The sequence below is a fragment of the Streptomyces sp. NPDC044921 genome (assembly GCF_056432865.1).
Map to the genome: position 1 here is coordinate 33,457 of NZ_JBWKIF010000020.1, position 17,177 is coordinate 50,633.

Here is a 17,177-nt window from a genome sequence, read left to right on the forward strand (position 1 = left end):
GGGGTTGAGCACCTTTCGGTGGAAGGGGTCGGCGTGCGGTCTCAGGAGCGTACTTCGAGCAGGGGGACCAGCTGCTCGGCGGGGGTCATCGAACCGTGGTTGCCGACCATCGCCGACTCCTTGGGCTCCCGCTCGGAGGCGATGAGCAGGACGTCGTCGCGCGCGGCGGCGACCACGTCGCCGATCCGGTCGTACACCCGCGCGTCGACGCGCGGGCCGAACCAGCCCGCCTCGATGGCCTGGTCCCGGGAGGCGACCCAGAACTGCTCGCCGAGCACCTCGCGCCAGCACGTCAGCACGTCGTTCGCGGCGCCCGGCACCGCGTAGACGTGCCGGGCGCGGCCCTCGCCGCCGAGCAGGGCGACTCCGGCGCTGAGCTCCCAGTCCTCGTCGAAGTCGATGCGGTGCTGCTCGCCGAAGGGCACGTCGATCATGCCGTGGTCGGCGGTGACGTACAGGGCGCTGCGCGGGGGCAGTTGCTCCGCGAGGCGCTGGACCAGGCGGTCGGCGTACATGAGCTGGCCGCGCCAGGCGTCGGAGTCCACGCCGAAGCGGTGGCCCGCGCCGTCGACCTCGGCGAAGTACGTGTAGACCAGCGAGCGGTCGTCCGCGGCCAGTTGCTCGGCGGCCAGGTCCATCCGGTCCTCGCCGGTCAGCCGTCCGAGGAACGTTCCGCCGCTGAGCGCCACCCGGGTGAGCGGGGTGTTCTCGAAGGTCGGGGAGGACACCTGCGCGGCGTGCACGCCCGCCTCGTGGGCCAGCTGGAAGACCGTGGGGTACGGCTGCCAGGGGCCGGGCGGTGTCCAGGGCTGCCAGCGCAGCTGGTTCATCAGCTCGCCGGTGTCGGGGTTGCGCACCGTGTAACCGGGCAGGCCGTGCGCGCCGGGCGGCAGGCCGGTGCCGACGGAGGCCAGGGAGGTCGCCGTGGTGGCCGGGTAGCCGGCGGTGAGCGGACGTCCGGTGCCACCGCGCGAGGTGGCGAGCAGGGACGTCATGAACGGGGCGTCCTCGGGATGCGCCTTCAGCTGCTCCCAGCCGAGGCCGTCGATCAGGAACACGCAGTTGCGGTCGGCGGGGGTCAGCTCGGGGATCGCGGCGGTCATGCCCGGCACGTCCATCCCGGCGGCCAGCGTGGGCAGCAGGTCGGCGAGGGAACCGCTGCCGTACTCGGGGACCGGCGCGGAGGCCACGGTGAGCGGTTCGGGGTGGTGGTCCCAGGCCGTGTTCGGCTGTGCCATCAGCGGGCGCTGTCCGCGGTCGCCTCGGAGAGGGCCTGCGCGAAGGCCAGGGCCTGACGCACGGTCTCCGGTCCGTCCCCGGCCTCGCTGACGCGCAGGCTGAGGTCGTCCGCCGTGGAGTTGCCGGTGTAGCCGTGGTCCGCTTCGCAGTTGGGGTCGCCGCAGGCGGCCGGCTCCAGGTCGATGCGGGAGACGGCGCCCCAGCCGATGGTGAGCACCACCTCGCGGGGCAGCGTGCCCGGCTTGTACGACTCGGGATTGGCGACCACGCGGCTGACCACGATCGACGAGATGCGGCCGATCTTCACCGACTCCGTGGACGTCGTGGCGTACGGCGTCGGGGACGTGCTGTCGGCGGCCTGTTCGTCGGTGTGGCTGACGATGAAGCGGTTGTCCGTGAGGACCAGCACCGTCACGTGCCGGCGCACCTCGTTCTGGTCGAACGTCGTCTCCTGGTGGACCAGGTACGACCGGATGGGCTCGCCGCCCACGGCGGCCTCCACCGCCTCGGCCACGAGGGCCGGGTAGTAGCCGCTGCGCTCGATCGCCGCCCGCAGCCCCTGGGTCGTCGTACTGGTCTTGGCCATGACGCCCATCCTACGGGGGACCGCTGACTGCCAGGCACCGCTCGCCCCCGGTCCGTGCGGAGGACGGGGGCGTGACCCGGGCCCGTTCAGTACGCGGGGAGGGTCCGCGGGCCGAGGTCGTCGCGGACGGGTGGTGGCGCGAGGCGGATGGAGGCGCCCAGGACGCTCAGGCCCTGCGAGGCGACGACGACCGGCTCCAGGGTGACCGCCACGACCTCGGGGTGGTCGTCGACCAGCCGGGACACGCGCAGCAGCAGCTCCTCCAGGGCCCGGGTGTCGACGGGGGCGGAGCCGCGCCAGCCGAACAGCAGGGGCGCCGTGCGAATGGAGCGCACCAGCGAGCCGGCCTCTCGGTCGGTGACGGGGATCAGCCGGTGCGCCGTGTCCCCGAGCAGCTGCGAGGCGGCCCCGGCCAGCCCGAAGGAGAGCACCGCGCCGGCCGCCGGGTCGATGACCGCCCGGACGACGACGTCCACGCCGCGCGGCGCCATCCGCTGCACCACCGGGCGCAGCTCGTCCGGAGCGCCGAAAAGATCGGTCAACTCGACGTAGGACCGGCGCAGTTGCGCCTCGTCGGCGAGGTCGAGCCGGACACCGCCCAGGTCGGATCGGTGCCTCAGATGGGGGGCGGTGGCCTTCAGGGCGACGGGGTAGCCGAGGGTGCGGGCTGCCTCCGCCGCGGCGTCCTCGGTCGGGGCCGGCAGGGCGCGGTGGACACGGATGCCGTAGTGGCCGAGCAGGTCGCAGGTCGCGTCCGCCCCGAGCGTGAGCCCCTGCCCGCTCGCGAGCAGCCCGTCGATGAGGGCGGCGGCGCCCTTCTCGTCGATGTCGTCGTACTCGGGCACCTTGCCCGGGTCGGCGGCGTCGCGCCGCCACCGCGCGTACGCGAAGGCCTGACCGAGGGCCCGGACGGCGCGTTCGGCGGCGGGGTAGGCGGGGATGAGGTGGGTACCTTCAGGAGTCTCGGCCACGGGGGGTCGTGCCACGGTGACATCCGGGGCGGACACCGGGCCGGGGACGGACGCCGGGCCGGGGACGGGCATCGGGCCGGAGGGGAGCTGCGGGCCGGAGGCGGACGCCGGGCCGGAGGCGGACGCCGGGCCGGAGGGGAGCTGCCGGCCGGAGGCGGGCGCCTGGTCAGGGGCCGTCGCCGGGCCGGAAGTGGGCTGCACGGATCCCAAACCGGAGCCAGACGCCGGGCCGGAAGCGGACGCCGGACCGGAGGCGGACGCCGGGCCGGGGGCAGGCTGCGGGCCAGATGCGGGCTGCACGGATCCCAAACCGGAGCCAGACGCCGGACCGGAGCCAGACGCCGGGCCCGAGGCAGGCGCCGGGCCCGAGGCGGGCTGCGCGGGGGGTCCCGTCTCGGACTGGGGTGCCGTGCTCGCCGCCGCCGACAGGGCCTCCGCGAGGCCGCCGAGCTCCACGTGGACCACCAGGACCGGCTTGGCCGACGCGGCGGCCGCGGCCGAGCGGAGCGCCTGGGCGAGCGCGGCGTCCCCGACCGAGCCCTCCCCCACCGCCGGAATGGCCGTGACGACCACCGCGTCGCACCGGTCGTCGGCCAGCGCGCGCGACAGGGCCGCGTGGAAGTCCGCGGCGGAGGCGGCCGTGGTCAGGTCCCGCGGCGGATGGGGCCGCAGCCCCTCGGCGAGGCAGGCGTCGTACGTCAGCAGGCCGAGTGACTCCGAGTTGCCGAGGATCGCCACCCGCGGTCCGGCCGGCAGGGGCTGGCGGGCGAGGAGCAGGCCGGTGTCCACCAGCTCGGTGATCGTGTCGACCCGGATCACGCCGGCCTGCCGCAGCAGCGCCGACACCGTCGCGTGCGGCAGCCGGGTCGCCCGCACGGCGTGCCCCTGGGGGGCGGCTCCGTGCCGGGCGCCCTGCACCACGACCAGCGGCTTCGCGGCGGCGGTCCGGCGGGCGAGGCGGGCGAACTTGCGGGGGTTGCCGATGGACTCCAGGTACATGAGGACGACGTCGGTGTCGGGGTCCTCGTACCAGTACTGCAGGACGTCGTTGCCGGAGACGTCGGCTCGGTTGCCCGAGGAGACGAAGGTGGAGACACCGGTCACGCCCGTGACGCCCCCGCCGCGCCGGTGCAGCCGGGACAGCAGGGCGACGCCGATGGCGCCGGACTGGGCGAACAGGCCGATCCGGCCGGGGCGCGGCACCTCGGGGGCGAGGGAGGCGTTGAGCCGCACCCGGGGCGAGGTGTTGATGATGCCGAAGGCGTTCGGGCCGACGACGCGCATGCCGTACGTGCGCGCCTGGCGCACCAGGGCGCGCTGGCGTTCGCGCCCCTCGGGGCCGCTCTCGGCGTACCCGGCGGAGACGACGACGAGCCCCTGCACTCCGTGTTCGCCGCACTCGGTGACCACCTCGGGCACGTGCTCGGCGGGCACGGCGACGACCGCGAGGTCGACCGGGCCGTCGATGTCCCGCACCGACCGGTGCGCGGGCACCCCGTCGAGCTCCTTCTGGCCCTCGGGCAGGGCCTTGTTCACGGCGTACAGCCGGCCGGTGAAGCCGGCGTCCCGGATGTTGCCGAGGACGCTGCGGCCCACCCCGCCCGGGGTGCGACCGGCACCGATGACGGCGACCGCGCCGGGGGCGAGCAGCCGCTGCACGGACCGGGCCTCGGCGCGGTGCTCGCGCGCGTACTGCACGGCGAGGGAGCGGTCGGTGGGCTCCAGGTCGAACTCCAGGCGGACCACGCCGTCCTCGAAGCTGCGCTTCTGGGTGTACCCGGCGTCCGTGAACACCTTGATCATCTTGGTGTTGGCGGGCAGCACCTCGGCGGCGAAGCGCCGGATGCCGCGCTCCCGGGCGACGGCGGCGATGTGCTCCAGCAGGGCGGAGGCGACGCCGCGGCCCTGGTGGGCGTCCTGCACCAGGAAGGCGACCTCGGCCTCGTCGGCGGGCGCGGACGCGGGCGTTCCGTCCGGGCCGATCCGGTCGTAGCGTACGGTGGCGATGAACTCGCCGCCGACCGTGGCCGCGAGTCCCACCCGGTCCACAAAGTCGTGGTGCGTGAAGCGGTGGACGTCCTTGGCGGACAGGCGAGGGTACGGCGCGAAGAAGCGGTAGTACTTCGACTCGTCGGAGACCTGCTCGTAGAAGCTGACCAGACGCTCGGCGTCATCGACGGTGATGGGCCGGATGCGCGCGGTACCCCCGTCGCGCAGCACCACGTCGGCTTCCCAGTGGGCGGGATACTCGTGCCGGTCCGGCGAGGTCTGCATGGGCCCCAGAGTACGGCTAGCGCCTGACAACGGCGCGAGGCAGTCTGTGGAGGGCGTCAGTCGGGTCGAGGCCGCGATCCGACGGCACCCGCGGGGCGGAACGACAGGTCCGCTCCGGGCTTCACGTATGGGAAACTGGTCTAGACAACCCTGAACAGCGAAGGGCAGCAACACATGGCTGAGCGCCGCGTCAACGTCGGCTGGGCCGAGGGCCTCCACGCCCGCCCCGCCTCCATCTTCGTCCGAGCCGCCACGGCCGCAGGCGTCCCGGTGACGATCGCCAAGGCAGACGGCAACCCCGTCAACGCGGCCTCCATGCTCGCCGTCCTGGGCCTCGGCGCCCAGGGAGGCGAGGAGATCGTCCTCGCCTCCGACGCGGAGGGTGCGGACGCCGCCCTGGACCGGCTGGCGAAGCTGGTCTCCGAGGGCCTCGAGGAGCTGCCCGAGACCGTCTGAGTCGTTCGAGCGGTTTTCCGCGGGTGAAGCCGCGCCGGCCTATCGGCCGGCGCGGCTTCACTCTTCTCCGGCCCCGCCCTCAATCAATTTGAGCTCAAGAATTCACGCGGGCTGCCGGAAAATCGGCAGCAGAAATAATCCCCCGGCGGATCCCCTTCTTTGTATACGGCTTCCGTGTTAATGCCGCAGGCCCGCCGTGTTTACGGGATGTTGCGAGTTCCTCACACGCTCGGCGGCGACGCCGAGCCGGAGCCGGTGCGCGGACGTGGCGCGCTCGGTGTGCTGCGCCGTGACCGCCCGCGCGCGCTCGCTGTCGCCGCGCGCCACCGCGTCCACGATCGCGCCGTGCTCGGTCCAGGACGCCACCGGATCGGCCGGCGCGTCCACCGCGTACATCCAGGCGATCTTGTGGCGCAGCTGGGTGAGCATCGCGATCAGGGCGGGGCTGCCGGAGGCCTGCGCCAGCGTCTCGTGGAACCAGCCGCCCAAGGAGCGCAGGTCGTCGCTGGTGCCGCGGCGGGCGCGCTCCTGGCCGAGCCGGACCAGGCCGCGCAGCACCTTCAGGTGGGCCTCGGTACGGCGCTGGGCGGCGCGTGCGGCACCGAGCGGCTCCAGCAGCGCGCGCATCTCCAGCAGGTCGGCGGCCTCCTGCTCGGTGGGTTCGGCCACGCACGCGCCCGCGTGCCGCCGGGTCACCACGAAGCCCTCGGCCTCCAGCGTGCGCAGGGCCTCCCGCACGGGGACGCGCGAGACGCCGTAGCGGCGCGCGAGGAGCTCCTCGGTGAGGCGGCTGCCGCGCTCGTGCACACCCGCGACGATGTCGTCCCGGATGGCCGTGCACACCGAGTGCGCGGGAATACGCATGACCCGACCTCCGCTTAATCCCCGTGAAACGCCGACGCGTGACGCCTGTTCCGTGACTCTATTGCAATCAGCCGGAATTTCCGACGGCAGCCCGGAATCCATGGATATTTTTTGGACAGCGGCACCGGGAATGCCGAAAGGCCCCGGCTCGGTGAGCCGGGGCCTTTCGGATGCGCAGCGGGTGGCGTCAGAGGCTCACGCCGTGCGAGCGGAGGTAGGCGAGCGGGTCGATGTCCGAGCCGTACTCGGGGCTCGTCCTGGCCTCGAAGTGCAGGTGCGGGCCGGTGACGTTGCCGGTCGCGCCGGACAGGCCGATCTGCTGGCCGGGGGTGACCTGCTGGCCCACCGAGACACCGACGGACGACAGGTGGCCGTACTGGGTGTACGTCCCGTCGTTCATCTTGATCACGACCTGGTTCCCGTAGGCGCCGCCCCAGCCGGCCTCGACGACCGTGCCCGCGCCGACCGCGTGGACGGGGGTGCCGCTGGCGGCGTGGAAGTCGATACCGGTGTGGCTGCCGGAGGACCAGACGGCGCCGCCTGCCTTGTAGCCGGTGGACACGTAGGAGCCCGGGATCGGGGACACGTAGCTGTTGAGGCGCTTGCGCTCGGCCTCGCGGGCGGCGCGCTCCTTGGCCTCACGGGCCTTCTCGGCGGCCTCCTTGGCCTTCTCGGCCAACTCGGCGGCGCGCTCGCGGGCGGCCTCCTCGGCCTGCTTGCGGGCGGCGGCCTCTTCGGCCGCCTGCTTCTGCGCGACGGCCTGGGCGTCGATCTGCCGGGCCACGGTGTCACCCATGGTGACGACCGGGGTGAGGCCGGTCTGCTCGACGGCGGGCTCGGAGGCGGCGAAGGCCGGGGCGGCCACGGTGCCGATCACACCGGTGGTGGCGAGAGCCGCGACGCCCGCCGCGCGGGCCGTGCCGCGCTGGATCCTGCTGGGACGGCGATGCTTGCCGGTGGCGCGTGTGAACGCCATGAAGTGGCTGGTCCTTTCCTTCCCTCTCGCCTACCGGGTTAGCTGACGGGTTCGGAGCAGGAAGGTCTCCTACGGACTCCCTCGCGACTCGCGCGGGCGTCCGATTCACCCCAGGGACTGCGGTTGGGTCCCCGGCTCCCCTGGCTCGCGCCGTACGGGGACTCGGCGATGACTGTCCGGTGCCGCGGGTGCGGCGCACTGCCTGACGAACAGCCCGGACGACGCTAAGCGGGGGCACTTTCAATTCCCAAACGGATCGGGCGTTTTGTAGCGCATCCCACAGGGCAGACAGGCAACTCCCGCCTCAATTCGGGCATAAAGGGGCCCTGGTGCCTTGGAAGACAACCAGGGCCCCTGCGCGCGTGCCGCTACTCGGCGGCCACGACCTTGACGTCACCGATGCCCAGGGCCTCCACCGGTGCCTTGATCTGCGCCGCGTCGCCCACCAGGACGGTCACCAGACGGTCCACGGGGAAGGCGCTGACGGCCGCCGCCGTGGCCTCCACCGTGCCCGTCGCGGCGAGCTGGCGGTACAGCGTGGCCTGGTAGTCGTCGGGCAGGTGCTGCTCGACCTGGTCGGCCAGCGTGCTCGCGACGGCCGCGGCGGTCTCGTACTTCAGCGGGGCCACCCCGACCAGGTTCTGCACGGCCACGTCCCGCTCGGCGTCGGTCAGCCCCTCCGCGGCGAGGGTGCGCAGCACCGTCCACAAGTCCTGGAGGGCCGGGCCGGTGTTGGGGGTGTCCACGGACCCGCTGATGGCGAGCATCGAGGCACCGGACCCGTCGGGCGCGGACCGCAGCACCTGGGCGAAGGACCGCACGCCGTAGGTGTAGCCCTTCTCCTCGCGCAGGACGCGGTCCAGCCGGGAGGTGAGCGTGCCGCCGAGGCAGTATGTGCCGAGCACCTGGGCGGGCCAGACGCGGTCGTGCCGGTCCGGGCCGATCCGGCCGATCAGCAGCTGCGTCTGTACGGCGCCCGGGCGGTCCACGATGACGACCCGGCCGGTGTCGTCGGCGGTCACCGGCGGCACCGGGCGCGGTTCGGCCGAGGAGCCGGTCCAGGAGCCCAGGGTGTCGCCGAGCAGGGCGTCCAGGTCGATGTCCGTGAGGTCGCCGACCACCACGGCCGTGGCCGTCGCGGGGCGGACGTGCTTCTCGTAGAAGGCGCGGACGGCCGCGGAGTCGATCGCGGCGACCGTCTCCTCGGTGCCCTGCCGGGGCCGCGACATGCGCGAGTCCGCCGGGAACAGCTCCTTGGAGAGCTCCTTGGCGGCGCGCCGCGAGGGGTTGGCCAGCTCGTGCGGGATCTCGTCGAGGCGGTTGCGGACCAGCCGCTCGACCTCGCCGTCCGCGAACGCGGGCGCCCGCAGCGCGTCGGCGATCAGACCGAGTCCCTTGGCGAGCCGGGAGGCCGGGACCTCCAGGCTGATCCGGACGCCGGGGTGGTCGGCGTGCGCGTCGAGGGTGGCGCCGGCCCGCTCCAGCTCGGCGGCGAACTCCTCGGCGGAGTGCTTGTCGGTGCCCTCCGAGAAGGCCCGCGCCATGATCGTGGCCACGCCGTCGAGACCGGCCGGCTCGGCGTCCAGGGGCGCGTCCAGCAGCACCTCCACGGCGACGACCTGCTGGCCCGGGCGGTGGCAGCGCAGCACCGTCAGGCCGTTGCCGAGCGTGCCGCGCTCGGGGGCCGGGAAGGCCCACGGCCTGGCCTCGCCCGCCTGCGGCCGGGGGTGGAAGTCCATCGTGGCGAGCTCGGTCACTTGGCCGCCTCCTCGTTCTCGTCGCCGGCCGCGGCTGCGGTGCCCCCGGCGGTGTCGGCGTCGTCAATCTCGTCGGCGACGGGCTCGTAGACGAGCACCGCGCGGTTGTCGGGGCGCAGGCGGGCCTTGGCGACCTCCTGGACCTCCTGCGCCGTCACCTCCAGCACGCGCTGCACGGCGGTCAGCGCCAGCTGCGGGTCGCCGAACAGCACGGCGTACCGGCACAGTTCGTCGGCGCGGCCCGCGACCGTGCCGAGCCGGTCCAGCCACTCGCGTTCCAGCTGGGCCTGGGCGCGCTCCATCTCCTCGGCCGTGGGGCCCTCCTCGGCGAACCGGGCGAGCTCCTCGTCGATCGCGGCCTCGATGACGGGCACCTCCACGTCGCCGGAGGTCTTCACGTCCAGCCAGCCCAGGGAGGGCGCTCCGGCGAGCCGCAGCAGGCCGAAGCCCGCCGCGACGGCCGTACGGTCGCGCCGCACCAGGCGGTTGTACAGGCGGGACGACTCGCCGCCGCCGAGGACCGTGAGGGCCAGGTCGGCCGCGTCGCACGCGCGCGTGCCGTCGTGCGGCAGGCGGTAGGCGGCCATCAGGGCGCGCGCCGGGACGTCCTCCTCGACGACCTCGCGCAGCTGCTCGCCGATGATGTCCGGCAGCGAGCCGTCGCGCGGCGCGGGCTTGCCGTCGTGGCCGGGGATGGAGCCGAAGTACTTCTCGATCCAGGCCAGGGTCTGCTCGGGGTCGATGTCGCCGACCACGGAGAGCACGGCGTTGTTCGGCGCGTAGTAGGTGCGGAAGAACGCGCGCGCGTCCTCCAGGGTGGCCGCGTCCAGGTCGGCCATGGAGCCGATGGGCGTGTGGTGGTACGGGTGGCCCTCCGGGTAGGCGAGGGCGGTGAGCTTCTCGAAGGCGGTGCCGTAGGGGACGTTGTCGTAGCGCTGGCGGCGCTCGTTCTTCACGACGTCCCGCTGGTTCTCCATCGACTCCTCGTCGAGGGCGGCGAGCAGGGAGCCCATCCGGTCGGCCTCCAGCCAGAGGGCGAGTTCCAGCTGGTGGGCGGGCATGGTCTCGAAGTAGTTGGTCCGCTCGAAGCTGGTGGTGCCGTTCAGCGAGCCGCCCGCGCCCTGGACGAGCTCGAAGTGGCCGTTGCCCTTGACCTGGGCGGAGCCCTGGAACATCAAGTGCTCGAAAAGGTGAGCCAGGCCGGTGCGCCCCTTGACTTCGTGGCGCGAGCCGACGTCGTACCAGAGGCAGACCGCCGCGACGGGGGTCAGGTGGTCCTCGGAGAGCACCACGCGCAGACCGTTGGCCAGGCGGTGCTCGGTCGCTGTCAGGCCCCCGGAGCCTGCCTGGGCTGTGGCCGTGTGACCCATGGGCATGTACGTCCCTTCGATCGCGGAGCGGTCTTCACAACCGCGGATTCCTGCCGGTCCTGCCACTGTATGCAAGCGCGCGGAGCGCTGGTGAAGTTCCCGGCGGTGACGTGGTCCGCGGACCGCGGAAGGCCTTTTGGAACCGGGTCCTGGTCCCGGTTGTCACCGCGTCGGTCCACAATGGTCGGCGTCAGATCCGGATCGCAGCAGCAAGGAGCCGGCAGCGATGGCCCGCCGCAGCACGAAGACCCCGCCGCCCGACGACTCGTACGAGGAGCGGATCCTCGACATCGACGTCGTCGACGAGATGCAGGGCTCCTTCCTCGAGTACGCGTACTCGGTCATCTACTCCCGGGCCCTGCCGGACGCCCGCGACGGCCTGAAGCCGGTGCACCGGCGCATCGTCTACCAGATGAGCGAGATGGGTCTGCGCCCCGAGCGCGGGTACGTCAAGTGCGCCCGTGTCGTCGGCGAGGTGATGGGCAAGCTGCACCCGCACGGCGACGCGTCGATCTACGACGCCCTCGTGCGCATGGCGCAGCCCTTCTCGATGCGGGTCCCCCTGGTCGACGGCCACGGCAACTTCGGTTCGCTGGGCAACGACGACCCGCCGGCGGCCATGCGGTACACCGAGTGCCGGATGGCCGAGGCCACGAGCCTGATGACGGAGTCGATCGACGAGGACACCGTCGACTTCAACCCCAACTACGACGGCCAGGAGCAGGAACCGGCCGCCCTGCCCGCCGCTTTCCCGAACCTCCTGGTCAACGGCGCCTCGGGCATCGCGGTCGGCATGGCCACGAACATGCCGCCGCACAACCTGCGCGAGGTCATCGCCGCGGCCCGCCACCTGATCAGGCACCCGAACGCCGACCTCGACGCCCTGATGAAGCACGTCCCGGGTCCCGACCTGCCCACCGGCGGCCGCATCGTCGGCCTCTCCGGCATCCGGGACGCCTACGAGACCGGCCGCGGCACGTTCAAGATGCGCGCGACCGTCTCCGTGGAGCAGGTGACGGCCCGCCGCAAGGGCCTGATCGTCACGGAGCTGCCCTTCGCGGTCGGCCCGGAGAAGGTCATCGCCAAGATCAAGGACCTGGTCGGTTCGAAGAAGCTCCAGGGCATCGCCGACGTCAAGGACCTCACCGACCGCGCGCACGGGCTGCGCCTGGTCATCGAGATCAAGAACGGTTTCGTGCCGGAGGCCGTGCTCGAGCAGTTGTACAAGCTGACGCCGATGGAGGAGTCCTTCGGCATCAACAACGTCGCCCTCGTGGACGGCCAGCCGCTCACGCTGGGTCTGAAGGAGCTGCTGGAGGTCTACCTCGACCACCGCTTCAACGTGGTGCGGCGGCGCTCGGAGTTCCGTCGCGGCAAGAAGCGCGACCGGCTGCACCTCGTCGAGGGCCTGCTGACGGCCCTGCTGGACATCGACGAGGTCATCCGGCTGATCCGCTCCAGTGAGAACTCCGCGCAGGCGAAGCAGCGCCTGATGGAGCAGTTCTCGCTGAGCGAGGTGCAGACGCAGTACATCCTGGACACGCCGCTGCGCCGCCTGACCAAGTACGACCGCATCGAACTGGAGACGGAGAAGGAGCGGCTCACCGCGGAGATCGAGGAACTGACCCGGATCCTCGACTCGGACGCGGAGCTGCGCAAGCTGGTCTCCTCCGAACTGGCCGCGGTCGCCAAGAAGTTCGGCACCGACCGGCGTACGGTCCTGCTGGAGTCGGGTGGTGCCCCGGTCGCGGCCGTGCCGCTGCAGGTCGCCGACGACCCCTGCCGGGTGCTGCTGTCCTCGACGGGCCTGCTGGCCCGCACGGCGAACGGCGAGCCGTTCCCGGAGGACGCCACGGCCAAGCGCGTGAAGCACGACGTGATCGTCTCGGCCGTGCCGGCCACCGCGCGCGGCGAGATCGGCGCGGTCACCTCGGCGGGCCGGCTGCTGCGGCTGAACGTGATCGACCTGCCCCAGCTTCCGGAGTCGATGCCCACGCCGAACCTCGCGGGGGGTGCCCCGCTGGCGGAGTTCGTCTCCCTGGAGGACGACGAGACGGTGGTCTGCCTGACGACGCTGGACGAGTCGTCGCCGGGCCTGGCGCTCGGCACGGTCCAGGGGATCGTGAAGCGCGTCGTGCCCGACTATCCGGCCAACAAGGAGGAGCTGGAGGTGATCACCCTCAAGGAGGGCGACCGGATCGTCGGCGCGGTCGAGCTGCGCACGGGCGAGGAGGACCTGGTCTTCGTCACCGACGACGCCCAGCTGCTGCGCTTCCAGGCCTCCCAGGTGCGCCCGCAGGGCCGCCCGGCCGGCGGCGTGGCCGGGATCAAGCTCTCCGAGGGCGCGAAGGTCATCTCCTTCACGGCGGTGGACCCGGCCGCGGACGCGGTGGTCTTCACGGTCGCGGGCTCGCGCGGCACGCTGGACGACTCGGTCCAGACGACGGCCAAGCTCACGCCGTTCGACCAGTACCCGCGCAAGGGCCGGGCCACCGGCGGTGTCCGCTGCCAGCGGTTCCTCAAGGGCGAGGACTGCCTGTCCCTCGCCTGGGCGGGCCCCAGCCCCGCGCTGGCCGCCCAGAAGAACGGCAGCCCGGCCGAGCTGCCGGAGATCGACCCCCGCCGGGACGGCTCGGGTGTGTCGCTGGCGAAGACCGTCGCGGTGGTGGCCGGACCGGTCTAGGCCGGTTCCGCGGGCTCCTCCTCGGGTTCGCGCACGTACCGCAGGACGCCCCACATGCCGTGCTCGTCGGCGTGCGGGGCGTCGCTCCGGCAGGCGTCGAGCTGCTCGTGGAGCGCGGGGGCGTCGATGCCCGAGCCGATGAGGACCAGCTGGGTGAGGCGCTCCTCGCCGGCCGGCCAGGGCTCCGGGTAGAAGCGCAGGAACCGCCCGACGGCGTGCACGGCGTAGCGGTTGCGGACGTCGTACGGGCCGAAGTCGACGTATCCCTTGATCCGGTACAGGCCCTCCGGGCGGCGATCGAGGAACTGCATCAGCCGGCGCGGGTCGAGGGGCTGCGGCGAGGTGAACGACAGGCTGTCGTAGGCGCTGTGCAGGTGCCCGGCGTGATCGTCGTGCTCGCCGTGCTCGTGCAGGTCGTCGAAGGACAGCTGCCCGACGCGTTCCTCGCTCGGCCGGCAGTCGAAGAGGAACTCGGGGTCGATCCGGCCGTAGGCGGCCGGGACGACGGCGGCGCCGTCGACGAGGGACCGGACGAGCCCGAGGACGCGTTCGCCGTCCGCCGCCCGGTCAAGCTTGTTGACCACGACGAGGTCGGCGAGCGCGAGGTGCCGGTCGATCTCGGGATGCCGGGCCCGGGTGGCGTCGAACTCGGCGGCGTCGACGACCTCGACGAGCCCGCCGTACACGATGCCCGGGTGCTCGCTGGCGAGCAGCATCCGTACGAGTTCCCGCGGTTCGGCGAGGCCGCTGGCCTCGATGACGATGACGTCGATGCCGAGGGAGGGTGCCGCGAGCTTCTCCAGGTACTGGTCGAGTTCGCTCGCGTCGACCGCGCAGCACAGGCATCCGTTGCCGAGCGAGACCGTCGAGTCGCCGAGCGCGCCGGCCACGGCCATCGCGTCGATCTCGATGGCCCCGAAGTCGTTGACGAGCACGCCGATCCGGCTCCCTCCGCTGTGGTGGAGGAGGTGGTTGAGCAACGTGGTCTTCCCCGAGCCGAGGAATCCGGCCAGGACGACGACCGGGATCTGCTGCGGCTGCGGACTCGGCTGACCCACCGTACGACCTCTTTCACACCGACGCGCGTACCGGCTCACGCCACCGGCACGCGTACGAGCTGGGATGCGGCCCCAGGATACGAGGCCGGGTGGATCGCACAGGGGGTGACGCTCGTCGGTGGCGCTCGTGTGCGGATGCCGGGTGCTTGGGCGGGCGCCGGGTGCGTGTGCGGACGCCGAGTGCGAGCGCCGGGTCCGCGTGCGGGCACCGGGTGCGTGTGCGGGCGCCGGGTGCGTGTGCGCGTACGGACGCCGGGTGCGGGCGCCGGGTGCTTGGGCGGGCGCCGGGTACGTGTGCGCGACGCGGTGACGTCCCGCGGCAGCGGCCCGTCAGCGGCCCGCGAAGGCCCCCGAGGCGGGCACCGGCGCCGGTGCCTCCGGCCCCACGTAGCGCGCCACCGGCCGGATGATTTTCGTGTCCTCCGCCTGTTCCAGGATGTTGGCGCTCCAGCCCACCGCCCGTGCGGCGGCGAAGGTCGGGGTGAACATCTCGCGGGGCAGACCGCAGAGTTCCATGACCACACCCGCGTAGTACTCGACGTTGGTGTGGAGTTCACGCCCGGGCTTCAGCTCCGCCAGGATCGCCTCGACGTGCCGCTCGACCTCCACGGCGAAGTCCACCCGCGGTCCGCCGAACTTCCGGGCGACCTCGCGCAGCAGCCGCGACCGCGGGTCCTCCGTGCGGTAGATCGCGTGCCCGAAGCCCATGATGCGCTCACCGGCGAGCACCCGCTCGCGCACCCAGGAGTCGATGCGGTCGGGGGCGCCGATCGCGTCCAGCGTGTCCAGGGCCCGGCTGGGCGCACCCCCGTGCAACGGCCCCGACAGCGCGGCGACCGCACCGGCGAGGCAGGCCGCCACGTCCGCGCCCGTGGAGGCGATCACCCGCGCCGTGAAGGTTGACGCGTTGAATCCGTGGTCAATGGTTGAGATCAGGTACTGCTCGACGGCCCGGGCCCGCTCGTCGTCCGGGACCGAGCCGGTCAGCATGTAGAGGTAGTTCGCCGCGTAGGACAGGTCCTCCCGCGGCTCCACCGGATCGAGACCCCGCCCCAGCCGGTGCAGTGCGGTCAGGAGCGTCGGCACGGCCGCCGTGGCCTCCAGTGTGTCCCGGCGGCGCTGCTCGGCGTCGATGTCGTACACCGGGCGGAATTTCTTCGCCGCCCCCAGCAGGGACAGCGCCGTGCGCATCCCGGCGAGCGGACCGGAGCGTCCTCCGGCCGTGGCGACGGCCGGCAGCGCTCCGCGCACCTCGTCGGGCAGGCGGCGCAGTGCGGCGGTCTCCCGCGCGAAGGCCGCGCTCCGCGCCGCGTCGGGCAGTTCGCCGTGCACGAGCAGATGCCAGACGTCCTCGAAGCCGCGGGTCCGCGCGAGATCGACGGCCGAGTACTGGCGGTAGTGGTAGAAGCCCTCGCGGCCGCGGACATCACCGATCCGGGTGTCGGTGACGACGACGCCGGCGAGTCCCCGCGGTACCTCGACGAGAGTGGCTGCGGACCTGTTGTCGGACATGTCTTCCTCCCTGGACTTGATCCGACTGTCCATGCTTGACTCAGTCTCTGTCAATATTGATTAAATCAACACATCACTCAACGCAGCGCCGGACGGATACGGTGACCCCCATGCGCGATCAGGAACCCGCCCCCCTCGACGCGGGACGGCGGCTGAGCACCAAGGAGGCCGCCGAGCTGCTCGGCGTGAAGCCGGAGACGGTCTACGCGTACGTCAGCCGCGGCCAGCTCAGCAGCCGGCGGGGCAGCGGCGGCCGGGGCAGCACCTTCGACGCCGGGGAGGTCGAGGCCCTCGCCCGGCGCAACAGGCGCGAGAGTGCGAGCACCTCGGGGACCGGCGGCGAGCTGTCCGTGCGGACCCGCCTCACCCTCATCGACGGCGACCGGTACTACTTCCGTGGCGTCGACGCGGTCGACCTGGCCACCCGGCACAGCTACGAGGAAGTCGCGGAATGGCTGTGGACGGGCCGGATCCGCCCGGGCAGCACGTTCGCCGCGCCCGCCGGCTCCGTCACCGTCGCCCGCCGCGCCGTCGACGCCCTGCCCGAACACGCCGCGCCCGCCGACCTGCTGCGTGTCGCGACGACGGCCGCCGCGACCGCGGACCCGCTGCGCTTCGACCTGTCCGAGGACGCCGTCCTCGGCACGGCACGCACCCTCATCCCGACGCTCGTCGCCGCCCTGCCACCGGCGGGGCGTGATCGCCGGGACGACCGCCGGGGCGACCGCCGCGAGCCGGGACCCCTGGCCCACCGCCTGTGGACCCGGCTGTCCCCACGGGACGCCGACGAGGCGTCCCTGCGCGCCCTGGACACGGCCCTCGCCCTCCTCGCCGACCACGACCTGGCCGCCTCCACCCTCGCGGTGCGGGTCGCCGCCTCGGCCCGTGCGCACGCCTACGCGGCCGTCTCCGCCGGGCTCGGCGTGATCGAGGGCCCCCTGCACGGCGCGGCCAGCGGGCTCGCCCACCGGATGCTCCAGGACGTGCTCGACCAGGGCGACGCGGGGCCCGTGATCGCCGAGGAGCTGCGCGCCGGCCGCCGCATCCCGGGGCTCGGGCACCGGTTGTACCAGGGCGAGGATCCACGCGCGCGTGCCCTGTTCGCCCTGCTCGAGAGCGTCCCGCGCGCCGAACCGGCCCTGCTCGCGGCCCGCGACATCGTCGGCACCGCCGCCCGGCACGCCCCGCTGCACGCCAACGTCGACCTCGCCCTCGCCGTGCTCACCGCGTCCTGCGGCATGCCCCCGGCCGCGGGCGAGACGATCTTCGCCGTGGCCCGTACGGCGGGCTGGATCGCCCACGCCCTGGAGGAATACGGCGAACGCCCGCTGCGGATGCGCCCGAGCGGTGTCTACGCCGGTCCGAGGCCGCCTCGGCCACTGCCGGAGTAGGGCGGGGCGGTCCCGGGAGGAGACCCGGGCCAACTCAGGT

General features: G+C 73.0%; 12 protein-coding genes and 1 riboswitch. Of the genes, 3 read left to right on the forward strand and 9 right to left on the reverse strand.

Going from position 1 to position 17,177, the window contains the following annotated elements:
• Positions 1-41: 41 nt before the first annotated feature.
• The 3 genes from AC07DA_RS27460 to AC07DA_RS27470 all read right to left on the reverse strand — a co-directional run bounded on the left by AC07DA_RS27460 (position 42) and on the right by AC07DA_RS27470 (position 5,070).
• On the reverse strand, positions 42-1,238 hold the full coding sequence (locus AC07DA_RS27460; protein ID WP_479130875.1) for an alkaline phosphatase family protein: 1,197 nt from the start codon (positions 1,236-1,238) through the stop codon (positions 42-44).
• Positions 1,238-1,825, reverse strand: a complete 588-nt coding sequence (locus AC07DA_RS27465; protein WP_309094457.1) for a DUF5998 family protein — start codon at positions 1,823-1,825, stop codon at positions 1,238-1,240. Before AC07DA_RS27465 ends, AC07DA_RS27460 begins: the two co-directional genes overlap by 1 nt.
• Positions 1,826-1,911: 86 nt before the next feature.
• On the reverse strand, positions 1,912-5,070 hold the full coding sequence (locus AC07DA_RS27470) for a bifunctional acetate--CoA ligase family protein/GNAT family N-acetyltransferase (RefSeq protein WP_479130876.1): 3,159 nt from the start codon (positions 5,068-5,070) through the stop codon (positions 1,912-1,914).
• A 174-nt stretch (positions 5,071-5,244) separates the two neighbouring features.
• Between AC07DA_RS27470 and AC07DA_RS27475 the strand changes: the two genes are divergently transcribed.
• Complete coding sequence (locus AC07DA_RS27475; RefSeq protein ID WP_003993478.1) at positions 5,245-5,526, forward strand: HPr family phosphocarrier protein; 282 nt, start codon at positions 5,245-5,247, stop codon at positions 5,524-5,526.
• A 177-nt stretch (positions 5,527-5,703) separates the two neighbouring features.
• Here the strand turns inward: AC07DA_RS27475 and AC07DA_RS27480 are convergent, their stop codons facing one another.
• From AC07DA_RS27480 to AC07DA_RS27495, 4 genes are all read right to left on the reverse strand, one after another.
• Complete coding sequence (locus tag AC07DA_RS27480) at positions 5,704-6,390, reverse strand: GntR family transcriptional regulator (RefSeq protein ID WP_479130877.1); 687 nt, start codon at positions 6,388-6,390, stop codon at positions 5,704-5,706.
• A 187-nt stretch (positions 6,391-6,577) separates the two neighbouring features.
• Positions 6,578-7,366, reverse strand: coding sequence for a M23 family metallopeptidase (locus AC07DA_RS27485; protein ID WP_479130878.1), 789 nt, complete (start codon positions 7,364-7,366; stop codon positions 6,578-6,580).
• Between the two features lie 12 nt (positions 7,367-7,378).
• Positions 7,379-7,544, reverse strand: a riboswitch (cyclic di-AMP (ydaO/yuaA leader).
• Positions 7,545-7,734: 190 nt separating this feature from the next.
• Positions 7,735-9,123 carry a M16 family metallopeptidase gene (locus tag AC07DA_RS27490; protein ID WP_479130879.1) on the reverse strand — a complete coding sequence of 463 codons (1,389 nt, stop codon included), beginning with the start codon at positions 9,121-9,123 and terminating at the stop codon, positions 7,735-7,737.
• Complete coding sequence (locus AC07DA_RS27495) at positions 9,120-10,499, reverse strand: M16 family metallopeptidase (RefSeq protein ID WP_479130880.1); 1,380 nt, start codon at positions 10,497-10,499, stop codon at positions 9,120-9,122. The genes AC07DA_RS27490 and AC07DA_RS27495 overlap by 4 nt, the downstream gene beginning before the upstream one ends.
• Positions 10,500-10,719: 220 nt before the next feature.
• Between AC07DA_RS27495 and AC07DA_RS27500 the strand changes: the two genes are divergently transcribed.
• On the forward strand, positions 10,720-13,176 hold the full coding sequence (locus AC07DA_RS27500) for a DNA gyrase/topoisomerase IV subunit A (RefSeq protein WP_479130881.1): 2,457 nt from the start codon (positions 10,720-10,722) through the stop codon (positions 13,174-13,176).
• On the opposite strand, the gene AC07DA_RS27505 is transcribed toward AC07DA_RS27500, so the two are convergent.
• The gene (locus AC07DA_RS27505) at positions 13,173-14,234 is read right to left on the reverse strand and encodes a CobW family GTP-binding protein (protein ID WP_479130882.1); all 1,062 of its coding nucleotides are present in this window, start codon (positions 14,232-14,234) and stop codon (positions 13,173-13,175) included. The genes AC07DA_RS27500 and AC07DA_RS27505 overlap by 4 nt on opposite strands.
• A gap of 330 nt (positions 14,235-14,564) precedes the next feature.
• Entirely contained in the window at positions 14,565-15,746 is a 1,182-nt protein-coding gene (locus tag AC07DA_RS27510) for a citrate synthase/methylcitrate synthase (protein ID WP_479130883.1), read from the reverse strand.
• Between the two features lie 110 nt (positions 15,747-15,856).
• Here AC07DA_RS27510 and AC07DA_RS27515 point away from each other — a divergent pair, with 110 nt between their 5' ends.
• Positions 15,857-17,137 (forward strand): citrate synthase, encoded by a 1,281-nt coding sequence (locus tag AC07DA_RS27515; RefSeq protein ID WP_479130884.1) that lies wholly within the window; start codon positions 15,857-15,859, stop codon positions 17,135-17,137.
• Positions 17,138-17,177: the final 40 nt, after the last annotated feature.